We start from the raw sequence: 11,287 nt of genomic DNA, 5'->3' as shown, positions 1-11,287 counted from the left end.
AGGTCCCGAGTCCGCTCGGCCAGGAGGCGGGACAGCTCCTGGTACTGGGCCAGCACCCGGCCGGTCATGTGCTGGAAGGCCACCGCGAGCGGTTTGGCGCCACCCGCCTCGCCCTCGCCTGCTTGGCTCTCCGCCTCGATCCGGGCCAGGTCATGCTCCAGCTCAGCCCGTGCCGGCGCATCCAGCGTCGCTGCCAGCTCCTGCATCTTCTGGCGGATCATCGCCTCGGAGCGGCGACGCTCACGCGACTGCCGGAAGCGGATCTGCTCCAGCGCGATGGCCCCTTCGCGGAGCACGCCCACCGCCTGGGCAATGCCGCCCACCTCGTCGGCCCGGCGCGGCGGGTCGGGTGACAGCAGCAGGTTGCCGCTCGCCACCGCCTTGACCACCAGGGCCAGCTCTTCCAGAGGCAGCAGGTTGTGGCGCAGCCAGCCATAGAGCATGCCGACCACGATCAGGAGGATCAGGCCGCAGCTCACGATCGTGGTGCTGGTCACCAGCCAGCGCTGCTCGCGCTCGGCGGTGACGTCGCGCAGCGCGATCAGCCAGCCTGCCGGCGAGCCGCTCAGGTCGTAGATCTCGACGCTGCGCGCCTTGTGCACCCGACCGTCCACGTCCCCGATCACCGGGTCGATGTCGCCGGACCGATAGGCCGCCTCCAGGTCCGGCCAAGCCCGCTCGTCCGTGGAAGCGATCCGCGCCGTGTCGGCGGACATCAGGTAGGCATTGCCGCCATAGGTATCGGCAAAGGCCTTCAGCGTCGGGCCCAGCGGCCGGCTGATCGCCAGATGTCCCCCGGGCAGGGCCGAGACCACCGTCGGCGCCAGCCCGCCGCCGGCCTCGGACTGCAGCCCGACCCAGGTTCCCTCGCCCGCGCGTGCCTCCGGGGCCAGGCGGCGCACGTCGACCATGGCGCGATCCTCCCCATGGCCGAGGCTGGTCCACAGGAGCTGGCCATCCGGGCCGATCAGGTCGATCCGCTCGAACAGGTGCCGGTCGAGCGCATCGACCTGCTCGGTCAGGCGATCGGTGGCAGCCAGGCGGTCGCCCAGCTCCATCGACTCACGGAAGGCCGCATCGCCGGTGAGCTCCCGCAGGAGCTGCAGCAAGGGCCCGGCCTCGGCCCGCACCGTGACCTCCCAGACCTTGAGCTGCGCGGTACGCTCGGTGCGGTTGGCGTCGCGCCCGACCCGCTCGGCGATGATGGTGGCAGCGGCGGCGACCAAGCCGGTGATCACGGCGATCACCAGCAGGACCACGAGGACCAGGCGGATCCGCAGCAGCATGCTAGACGGTCTCCGCGAAGCGCAGCAGGGACAAGGGCGGATAGAACTCCAGCCGCTTGGCGGTCTGGACGTTCACGATCAGCGAGAAGCGGGCCAGCGGTTCCACCGCAATCGTGGCGGGCTCCGCCCCGTTCAGGATCTGCTCGGCCTTGAACGCGGTGAACTGGCCGACCGCATAATAGCGGCTCACCAGGCCGAACAAGGCATGCGCCTGCAGGATGTAGGGCTCGGTCGAGGTGAAGCTTGGCAGGCCGGCATCCAGTGCCGCCTGGGTCAGCGGCAGCTTGTTGCCGTTCAGGAAGCTGTCCGGTGCTATGTACAGCCATTCGGCACCGGCCCGCGCGATCTCGGCGACCTTGCCGGGCAGGGCCGCGGCGATCGGCTTGCCTGCATCGTCCAGCGGCACTGGCCGGTCGATCAGCTCGAAACCGGTGCGCTTCGCCTCCTGGCCCAGCAACTCCACCACCGCGCGGGAATTGCCCTCGATCGGACTGTAGGTGATGCCCATCGAGCGGAACGGCCGGTAGGTCGCGAGCGTGGCGAGCTGCTGTTCCATCGCGGTGATGTAGAGGGTGCCGGTGGCACGGCGGGACGGCCGCTCCAGCGACGGCACGATCTTGTTCCACACCGGCTCGGTGACGATGTTGAACACGGCCGGGATCTCGTCGGCCAGGTGAATCGCGGGGTCGAGCGCGTCGTAGGGCCCGAGCGCCACCATGGCCGTGGTGGTGCCCCAGAGATAGACTAGGTCCGGCCGGGTCGCCTTGGCCTCCGCGACGTGGCGGGTGACTGTCGCCGCCGACTGCCCGGCATCCCGCAGGATCAGCTCCACCGGGACGTTCCGCTCGCTGAAGTAGTCGGCGAAGCCCTGGCAGGCGTCCTCCCAGCCGCGCCAGGTGATCATCATGATCCGCCACGGACGCTGCTGCGCCCGTGCCGGACGGCCGGCCGCCAGCCCGATACCGAGCCCGCCGGCCAGCAGACCGCGCCGCCCGAGCAGAACCCGGCTCATCGCCCGCCTCCATCGACGGCCGGCACCAGCCCGCGCCCCGGCAACAGCCAGCCGGCCAGGACCAGCAGGATCGCCGCGGCACCCGGGATCAGCCCCAGCCACAGCGCCGCGCCGGTGGGCCCGGTGGTCGCGAGCAGGGTTGCCGCGATCATCGGCCCCAGCATGCTGCCGACCCGTTCGGCGCTGCGCAGGAAGCCCAGCAGCAGGGCCGCCTGACGCCGTCCGTCCGGGCCCGGGCAGAGGGCGGGCACGGCCGCCAGCATCGGCGCGCTGCCCAGGCCATGGCCGATCCCCAGCGCGGTCACTGCGATCAGCATGCCCGCCGCCGGGTCCTGCCAGGGCAGGAGCAGCGCACCCGCTGCCGGCAGGAGCCCCATCAGCGCCAGCGGCATCAGGTAGAGGCGACGGCGGTCCGCCAGCCACGCACCAACCCGGATCGCCACCAGCATCCCGATCGAATACATCATGATGGTCCGGCCGATCGCCGGCAGGGTGATCTCGGCCTGCGCCAGATAGAGCGGTGCCAGATAGTAGACCATGCCGTTCAGCGCGATCTTGGCCGGGATGGCCGCCAGGATCACGATGGCGAGGAACCGGGGGGCGCGCAGCGCCATCAGCCAGGCTGAGCCGCCATTGGCGGCCGGGCGGGCAGGTGCTGCGTCATGGTCGGCGGGAAGCACCCAGCCGGCCAGGAGGGCCGCCACCACCACCAAGCCACCGGCGACCATGAATGTGCTGGTGAAGCCCAGCCGGTCGGCCACCACCGCGCCGATCGCCATGCCACAGATGGTACCGGTGACCACGGCCAGCACGAACACGGCGAGGCTGCCGGCCTGGCGGCCGAGACTGGCGACCTGCACGAGATGATGCTGGCAGGCGATCGTCACCAGCGCATAGCCGATCGCGGCGATCACCCGTGCCGCGATCAGCATGGTGAGGTCCGAAGCCAGGCCGGCCAGCACGTGGCCCAGCACCGCCGGCAGGGCGCCCAGCAGGAACACGTTGCGGCTGCCGATCCTCCCGACCCACCAGCCGCCGAAGGGCGTGGCCACCGCCACCGCCACCACGAAGGCCGAAAGCGGCAGGCCGATCGCGACCGCCGGATCGAGCCAGGAGAACCGGGAATAGAGCGAGCCCGCATAGAGCGGCATGAACGAGGTGGGCAACTGCTCAGCGAACACGAAGATGAACAGGGGCGTGCGCGCCATCACCGCCCCCGGCAGGGCGGTCATCCGGGCCAGGTGGCCGGGCGCGAAGCGGTGCCGCTCGGTGAGGGCCCCGATCTCCCGCGCGATCCGCTCCGCCGCCTCCCTGCCCTCGCGCGCGACCTCCTCGGCCTTCCAGGACAGGCGCGCGAAAGCCTCGTTCACCGTGCGCACCGCCAGGTTGAAGGTGCGCAACACCTGACGGCTCTCATCCGACCCGATCACCGCCACCGTCCGGGTCCAGTCGCCCCCTGCCACCCGGTCGACCGCACGCCCGAGCAATGTCATCGGCGCCTCGGCGGACCGCGCCAGGAGGAAGATCAGGATTTCGTAGGTGGCGAGCACCGAGACCAGCAGCACGATCCAGATGTCCCAGCGGACATCGGCGATCTGGGCATCATAGGCGCGGCTGGAGGAACCGATATGGAGGACCAGCGCCTCCTGGCCCGGCACCACGATCGGCCAGGCCGTGTCGCGGATCCCGTCCAGGCTCGTGCTGATCGAGCGGCCGGCGAGGTCGCCGTCCGGGTCCGGCTGGGCCTGCACCAGGCCGAGATCCGGCTTGAGCACCCGCCCGGCCGCCAGCATCGCTTCGAAGGCGGGCAGCTCCGGCCCCACCCCGTGCATCAGCCTGCCATCGTGGTCGAGCAGCGCCACGTAGCCCAGGCTCGGCAGCTGGCGGCGGAACTCGTCCAGGAACGGATCGACCTCGACCAGTCGGTCCGCAGGAATGCCCAGCGCCAGGGCGCGCTCGATCGTCGCCGCGATCGAGCTGGATACCGCCTCGGCCTCGCGGTCCATCAGCGGGAGCAGCTCACGGTTGAACGCGTCCAGCGCACGGTTGGCGACATAGAGGGTCGCCAGGACCAGCACGGCCACGACCAGGAGGATCAGGGCGGCGCTCTCCCGGCCGCTGGCCACCGCGGGTGCCCGGCTCGCGGCCGATGGCTTGCTCCCCTGCGCGATCACGACACGTCCGCCTTCTCGATGCGCGCCTCGGCCCCGTGCAGCCGGGCCAGCGTTTCCTGCGCGATCGCGGCGACCGGATCCGGCGGGGCCGCCCTGCCCGACTTGTGCAGCACCGAGCCGCCGATCGCATCCATGATCGCGTGGGTGCTGGCCTGCATCTGCCGCCGGGAGCGGTGCATCACCAGGGCGATGCCCAGGATCAGCACGATCGCCGCCGGCACGCTCGCCTCCAGGATCGCCTGGCCCAGGATGACACGGATCGCGACCATGGTGCGCTCGATGCCGGCCCCGCTGTAGCCGAGCGCTAGGCCGCCCACCGGCTGGTCGAACAGGTTGGTGAGCGGCACGACGATCACCGGCACGTCCAGGCGGCGCGGGCCGATGACCTCATCCTGCCGCGCACGCACCGCAGCCCGCCACGCGTCCGGCACTGGCTGATCGGAGGCGGCGCCGCGGTCGGTGCTGTAGAGACGGCGACCGGCATCGTCGAACACCACGACCCAGTCGATCAGCCGGTCGACCGTCCGCCGCCGGTCGATCAGCGGCTGGATCGAGCGCAATGCGCTGAGCGGCAGGCCGATGCGCATGCCGTCCTGGATGGCCGCGGCCAGATCGTTGGCGAGGAACTCGAAGCGGGCCTGCTCCTTCTGCTGCACGACGCGGTGGAACTTCAGCAGGTTGAGCGCCGCGGAAAGCAGCAGGCTGGCCAGCACGAGAACGAAGGCGGTGAGTGCGAGACGGCCGACCAGGGAAGTTCCGGAAAACATCAGTATCTCCGCTGGGCAGCGTCCCCGGGCGTCGCATTGCGGCACCCATGCGGAGAAGCCTCCGATCCGCGGGACCTCCGCCACAGGACGCGAGGTCTCACGGCGGTCGCTTCGCATGGACACGCAAAACCATACTGGCTACCTGTTCACTACTTCAAGCGATGGGGGCGGGCGCGGATCGTTCCTTGAGTTGAGTGCGGTAACGGCGCAAAGGCGAGACAAGGGCGACGTGCGCATCCTGGTCTGCACCAAGGCGGATCTTCCGAGCCTGATCGCGATGAACCGGCTGCTGCCGGCGCTGGCCGAGCGGCACGATGTCGAGGTGCTGCTCACCGAGCGGGTGCGGCCGGCCGAGCGGCACCTGCCGGATCTCGCCGTCCTCAAGCTGCTCGAACGCGACCTGCCGCTCTCGGTCCTCCTGCCCCTGGTGGAAGCCGCAGCACCCGCCGGGCCGGGGCTGCGCAGCTTCGAGCGCCTCGGCAGGGAGCTGGCGATCCAGGTCGGTACCATCAGGCGGATCAATACGGGCGACGGCTTCGAAGGCGCATCCCAATTCCGGCCGGACCTGGTCCTGTCGATCCGCTTCAGCCTGGTGTTCCGCCAGCCCATGCTGGACCTGCCCCGCCACGGCATCCTCAATCTCCACCCCGGGCCGCTGCCCGGGTTCGGCGGGCTGTTCGCGATCTTCCGCCAGATGAGGCTGGGGCGGCCGGAGATCGGCGTTACGCTGCACCGAGTGGATGCCGGCATCGACACCGGCCCGGTCGTGACCGTGCAGCCCATGCCGGTCGTCAGCGGGCGCTCGATGCTCTGGCATGTGCTGCGCGCCTACGAGACGGGCGTGCCGGCGATCCTGGCGGCCGTGGCGCGTCTGGCGGCAGGCCAGCCGCTCTGTGCCCGGCCGCAGGACCCGGAGCGGATGAGCTATTTCGGCCTGCCGGAGCCGGACGAGTTCATGGCCTTCGCTGAAGCCGGGCTGCGGCTCTACGATGTCGAAGAGTACGCCCTGGACCTGCGTCGCCTGCTGGGTCTGGCGGCAGATCTGCGGGTCGACGAGCTGGTAGTGGCGGCCCTGCCGGTCGAGGCGGCTGGACGCGCGCGCCTTACTGCGGAAGGATGAGGCATGGTTGGGTGCCGCAGGCAGCGCAGGAGTGGCGGTCGGTGATGGAGCTGAGCAGCGTGCTCAAGGGCGAGGTCCTGGTGGTGAGCCCGGCAGGCGACCTCAACGCTGCATCCTGTGGACAGCTGGAAGCGGAGCTTGCCAGCCATGCCGAGAACGGCTGCCGGCGGATCGTGCTCGACCTCAGCCAGATCCGCTACGTTTCCTCGGCCGGGCTGCGGGTGTTCTTGGTGGCGGCGCGGCGGCACGGCAGGGACGGCAGCTTCGTGCTTGCGAGCCCTAGCGATGCGGTGGCGCAGATCCTGAAGATGACCGGGTTCGACCGGATCGTTCGGGTCGAGCCCAGCCTGGATCAGGCCCTGGCAGCGGCCGCCACCTGATCGGCCTGCATCAGAACAGCCTGGCGGATTGCATCATGACGGATCGCCGGATGCCGCATATCCGGATCATGGACCACGCCTGGGTCGGACTGCAGCAGCACTGCGCGGGCTTCCTGCGGGTCCGGAAGGACTGAGCGCTCTCGAGTAAGGCCCGCTCCGCCACGGACCTGAACATGTCGTCGTACGGGCACCTCCAGGCGGCCTGGCCCGTTAGAGAGTTAAGATATATATTAGGAGTTAGAAAGTTAGAGTGCCGCGAAGCCTACGAAATTCAATTGGTTAGCAACGGTTTCTGTGAATGATGTACCGGGTTACGGTGAATGATGTACCGAGCGGCCCCGTGGACGAAGTACCGACGTCGCGTGGATGAAGTACCGAGCGGGCGCCACGCGAACTTCCGCACCTATGTGGGTGAAGTACCGAGCTTCGGCCGCCCGATGCCCGCGTCCTGCCGGTCGCCGTCGCCTCATACGGTACTTCGTTCACCTGGACCGCGGGACCTTAGCTCGCCGGCGCCACGCTTGGCAGCCCACCGACCAGCCGTCCGGCGGCGATCTCCAGCCCGCCCGTGGCCGGATTCCCGGCTTGTGTGAACGAAGTACCGAGGCTGATCCCCGTGGCCGCGTGAATGAAGTACCGATCCGGCGCCAGCCATCCGTGAACGATGTACCGAAGTTCGGTACATCGTTCACGCAGGCGGGGCCTGAACCACAAGGTTCCTGCAGGCGTCGCACCGCCGACGTGTGAACGAAGTACCGAATCAGGCCAGGCGAGGACGTGGACGAAGTACCGAGCCGTCAGCCGGCCCGCGGCGAGAACACCACCAGCAGCCGCTCGTTGGAGGCCCAGCGGCGCCCGTCGAACCCATCATGCTCGACCGCCTGCCGGTCGGCCGGATCGAAATTGATCGCGATGTGGTAGTCGGGCAGGTCGTCGTCCTCGACGATCTTGCGCAATTGCGGCTTGAAGAAGCGCGCCTCCATCACCGAGCCGCACTTGTCGATTAGCTTGGGCAGCGAGATCACCCAGCGCGACTGGGAGCCGCAATGCTTGCGGGCCAGCTCGTAGAGCCGGCGTTTGAGCCCCATGCTGATCTGGAAATACTCCGGGCTGATCGTCAGGACGCGGCGATCCTTGACGATGGCTCGAAACATCCAGTCGTTGAGGGTGATCTCGCAGCCGGCCATGATCTTCTTGCCGGTGCGGGTCTTCTTCTCCAGCACGCGGAAGGTCTCGATCCAGCCGAAGCCGCGGCGCTCCTTGATGTCCTGCGATTCGATGGTGGTGACGATGGTGGTGGAGCGCAGCCGGTAGATCGCGTCCAGCAGCAGTTCATAGGCCCGCTTGCCCGAGCCGCGGCCGGTCACCTGCAGGAGGTTATGCGCGTTGAAGCGCACGGTCTTCTCCACCGGCATGCCGCGCTCGATCCGGTCGTTGATGATCGAGGCCAGGTAGATCAGGACGTCCTTGTCCCAGATCGTGGCGATGCCGCGGTCGCCTGGCCGGATCTCCACCCGCACCTTGCCGTCGTCATAGATCATGGGCTTCGTGCGCGGCGTCTTCTGTAAGGAGAAGAACGGGAACTCCATCAGCGCCCGGTCGTCCTTGAACGGCGCGCTGATCAGGCTGTCGAGGAACAGGTCCACCTGCCGGCCCGTGCCGGCACCATCGCCGTCCGCGGCGAGCCGCCGCCTGGCCCGGGCGGTGCTGGCCGCCTCCTCGGCCGGCTCACGTCCCGTGGCACCTCCCTCGGCCTCGGCAGCACGCGGCACCATGTGGACGATGTTCCGAATCATCGGCGCTCCCCGTCGCGGCTCTCCGGGCGGCGCCGGTCGCGGATCTCGGCCGCATCGACCCGGTACCCGGCCCGCGCCAGCGCATCCAGGACCAGCGCGCGCATGGTGGTATCGTCCTCGGCGACCCGGGTGCGCAACTGCCGGAGCACGTCGGCCGGCAACAACACAGTGAGCTTGCGATCGGGTGGCCCGCCCTGGGGCGGCGGAGCTGCTGGTGCCATAGGCACGTACTTACGGCAGTTCGCCGGAGCCTGTCCACTCCCGCATCAGGCGAGTTCATGCATGGTTGTCGAACGCTTCGGCAGTCGCCACCTCGGGCGGGAACGAAACTTTCGATGGGATCGGCGATGCGCCGCCGCAGCCGCGCCAACCAGGCCGGGACCGGCGCGCCGGCATCGTTCTGGCGCACCAAGAGCCTGGACGAGCTGACACCCAAGGAATGGGAGTCACTCTGCGACGGCTGCGGCCTGTGCTGCCAGATCCGGGTGGAGGATGAGGACACGGGCGAACTGGCCTTGAGCGACGTCGCCTGCCGCCTCCTCGACCTGTGCACCAATCGCTGCAGCGACTACCGTAATCGCCACCGGCGCGTCCCGGACTGCGTCGCGATCACGCCGGAGAACGTCTACGAGCTCACCTGGCTGCCGCACAGTTGCGCCTACCGGCTGGTGGCGCATGGCTACGATCTGCCCGAATGGCATCACCTGGTCTGCGGCGACCGGCAGCGCGTCCATGAGGAAGGCCCGTCCATGCTGGGGATGCTCGTGAGCGAGGACGAGGTCGACTGGAGCGCCCAGGGCGAGGCCGAGGACTGAACACTCCGGCGCGGTCCGTGCGATTGGCCGGAGCCGTCGTGTCGTACCCCCGATGCGGTCTCGATCGGCTCTGGCTGCATCAGGACATTTCTCACCATGGCGGGCGCTCTGCCCGCATGTCGCTGTCCATGGTCGCGCCCACCCGATTGATCGGGGATAGTTGCGCACCATGACCGAGGCGAGCAGCACGATCGAGGCGGTGCGGAGCTGGCGCCGGCGGGAGCTGGGCAGGCTGGCTGGGCGCCGGGATGGCCGCCGTGGCAGCACCCTGGGTCAGCCGGCATGCCGCGGCCGCGGGCGAGGAAGGTCTATGTCTGGTCGGACTATATCTATCCGGACGTGATCGACAGCTTCCAAAAGGAGACCGGGCTCGAGATCGAGCTGTCCAAGTTCGGCAGCAACGACGAGCTGTTCAACTAGCTGAAAGCGTCTGGCGGTGCCGGCTTCGACCTGATCATGCCGACCACCACCGAGGGCCCGCAATGGTATGATGTGGGCGACCTGCTCCAGCCGCTGGACGAGAGCAAGATCGACATCGAGGTCATCTATCCCTCGATCTAAGAGAGGTCGATCGACCTTGGCGGTAACTATCGTGGCAAGCGCTATATTCTGCCCTTCAACTGGGACACGGAGGGTATGACCTACGACAGCAGCGGGTTCCAGACGAGCTATGGCACGCTGCCGCTGGGCGATCTGTGGCGGCCCGAGATGGTCGGCGAGGCCACGGTGCGGCTGCAGTCCAACGACATGCTCGATGCCTGCAAGGACGAGGAGACCTCCCGCAAGATCCTCGACCAGATCCTGCCGGTCGCGATCGAGATGAAGAAGAACATCAAGAAGTTCTGGAATAGCGCCGGCGACCAGTACACCGCATTCAACCAGGACGGCTGCGTCATCGGCCTCACCTGGAACGGGCCGGGCATCGTGCTCAGCCGGACATCGGGCGGGCCCGTCAAATATCTCATGCCCAAGGAGGGCGGGTTCGCCTGGCTCGACGGCATGTCGATTCCGACCGGGGCCGAGAATGTCGAGGGCGCCTATGCCTTCATCAACCACATGTATCGGGCGGACATGGGCGCGGCGATGGCCAGCCAGTCCGGCTATGACAGCGTGATCGCGGAGGTCGTGCCACTGCTCCAGCCGGAGGCCAAGGCGCGCGTTCGATGCCGCCTACCCCGAGGGTGCTGTCGACAATCTGTGGTGGTGTCCGATGGTGACGCCCTGGTTCAATCCGGTGCGGGCGGAATACGTGGAGAAGTACACGGCTGCCTGAGGCCCGGGGCCATCAGGACTGTGGTTCAACTGCCGAGCCATCCGGTACCGGTGGCTCGATCCTGTTCTTAACCGGAGAGCGAAAAGGTTGTTTCGATGGGCGACATCGCCGCAGGTGGGTCGACTACAACACTCTTCCCCGCCATAGCGTTTCGCTGTTATGGACTGCTTTGGGTGCAGTGCAGCGAACGCTGACTCGATCGGAAACGCAGCAGAAGAGGGCTTGCCGGGCTACACGGGTAGCTTGGGTGCGTCTTGTTTCGGGTTTCCTCGATCACGTTCCATCAGCATCCGATCACGCTTCCGCGTGCCTGACCGGGCGCCGAGCCACCCCTGACGTGATGTGACCGTGATCATGGCCGACGACCAGTATCGCTATCCTCCGCAGAACCAGGTCGCCTACCGGCCGACCGACTATGAGGGCGAGGCCGACGGGCCGAATCTTGGCCAACTGGCAGCGACCCTGTGGCGCCGCAAGGCGATGATCATCGGCATCGTGGTCCTGGGCACCGGGCTGGCCGGGTTGGCTGGCCTGTCGATGACCAAGAAATACACCGCCAAGGCCATGGTGGTAGTCCAGGGCCAGAGTTCCAACGTGGTCAACATGGAGCAGGTCGCGGCCGGACTGGACGCGAACCCGACCACGGTTGAGACACAGATCCGCG

General features: G+C 68.2%; 12 protein-coding genes. 6 read left to right on the top strand and 6 right to left on the bottom strand.

Going from position 1 to position 11,287, the window contains the following annotated elements:
- The 4 genes from EQG76_RS21280 to EQG76_RS21265 all read right to left on the bottom strand — a co-directional run.
- The coding region (locus tag EQG76_RS21280; RefSeq protein ID WP_159716333.1) for a hypothetical protein at window positions 1-1,286 on the bottom strand (1,286 nt) is incomplete at its 3' end.
- Window position 1,287: 1 nt separating this feature from the next.
- Window positions 1,288-2,298 (bottom strand): ABC transporter substrate binding protein, encoded by a 1,011-nt coding sequence (locus EQG76_RS21275; RefSeq protein ID WP_159716332.1) that lies wholly within the window; start codon window positions 2,296-2,298, stop codon window positions 1,288-1,290.
- A complete protein-coding gene (locus EQG76_RS21270; protein WP_159716331.1) occupies window positions 2,295-4,472 on the bottom strand; it encodes an MFS transporter in 2,178 nt (725 codons plus the stop codon). Before EQG76_RS21270 ends, EQG76_RS21275 begins: the two co-directional genes overlap by 4 nt.
- Entirely contained in the window at window positions 4,469-5,239 is a 771-nt protein-coding gene (locus EQG76_RS21265) for a hypothetical protein (RefSeq protein ID WP_159716330.1), read from the bottom strand. Before EQG76_RS21265 ends, EQG76_RS21270 begins: the two co-directional genes overlap by 4 nt.
- 190 nt (window positions 5,240-5,429) lie before the next feature.
- Between EQG76_RS21265 and EQG76_RS21260 the strand changes: the two genes are divergently transcribed.
- A complete protein-coding gene (locus EQG76_RS21260; RefSeq protein WP_159716329.1) occupies window positions 5,430-6,359 on the top strand; it encodes a formyltransferase family protein in 930 nt (309 codons plus the stop codon).
- 44 nt (window positions 6,360-6,403) lie between these two features.
- Complete coding sequence (locus EQG76_RS21255) at window positions 6,404-6,739, top strand: STAS domain-containing protein (RefSeq protein ID WP_235031491.1); 336 nt, start codon at window positions 6,404-6,406, stop codon at window positions 6,737-6,739.
- A gap of 797 nt (window positions 6,740-7,536) precedes the next feature.
- On the opposite strand, the gene EQG76_RS21250 is transcribed toward EQG76_RS21255, so the two are convergent.
- Together EQG76_RS21250 and EQG76_RS21245 are read right to left on the bottom strand one after the other, a co-directional pair.
- Entirely contained in the window at window positions 7,537-8,535 is a 999-nt protein-coding gene (locus EQG76_RS21250; protein ID WP_235031489.1) for a replication initiator protein A, read from the bottom strand.
- Window positions 8,532-8,702: a hypothetical protein gene (locus EQG76_RS21245; protein ID WP_159716327.1), complete on the bottom strand. Its 171-nt coding sequence runs from the start codon at window positions 8,700-8,702 to the stop codon at window positions 8,532-8,534. Before EQG76_RS21245 ends, EQG76_RS21250 begins: the two co-directional genes overlap by 4 nt.
- Window positions 8,703-8,882: 180 nt before the next feature.
- On the opposite strand from EQG76_RS21245, the gene EQG76_RS21240 reads away from it, so the two are divergent.
- The 4 genes from EQG76_RS21240 to EQG76_RS21225 all read left to right on the top strand — a co-directional run.
- Window positions 8,883-9,350 (top strand): YcgN family cysteine cluster protein, encoded by a 468-nt coding sequence (locus EQG76_RS21240; protein ID WP_159716326.1) that lies wholly within the window; start codon window positions 8,883-8,885, stop codon window positions 9,348-9,350.
- 282 nt (window positions 9,351-9,632) lie between these two features.
- Entirely contained in the window at window positions 9,633-9,770 is a 138-nt protein-coding gene (locus tag EQG76_RS21235) for a hypothetical protein (protein WP_159716325.1), read from the top strand.
- Between the two features lie 150 nt (window positions 9,771-9,920).
- Window positions 9,921-10,694, top strand: a complete 774-nt coding sequence (locus EQG76_RS21230) for an extracellular solute-binding protein (protein WP_159716334.1) — start codon at window positions 9,921-9,923, stop codon at window positions 10,692-10,694.
- Between the two features lie 283 nt (window positions 10,695-10,977).
- Window positions 10,978-11,287 (top strand): Wzz/FepE/Etk N-terminal domain-containing protein (locus EQG76_RS21225; protein ID WP_235031490.1); only part of this gene is annotated, 310 nt, incomplete at its 3' end.

Source organism: Geminicoccus flavidas, assembly GCF_009806515.1.
In the GTDB taxonomy this organism is placed as follows: domain Bacteria; phylum Pseudomonadota; class Alphaproteobacteria; order Geminicoccales; family Geminicoccaceae; genus Geminicoccus; species Geminicoccus flavidus.
This window is presented reverse-complemented; position numbering and strand designations above follow the sequence as displayed.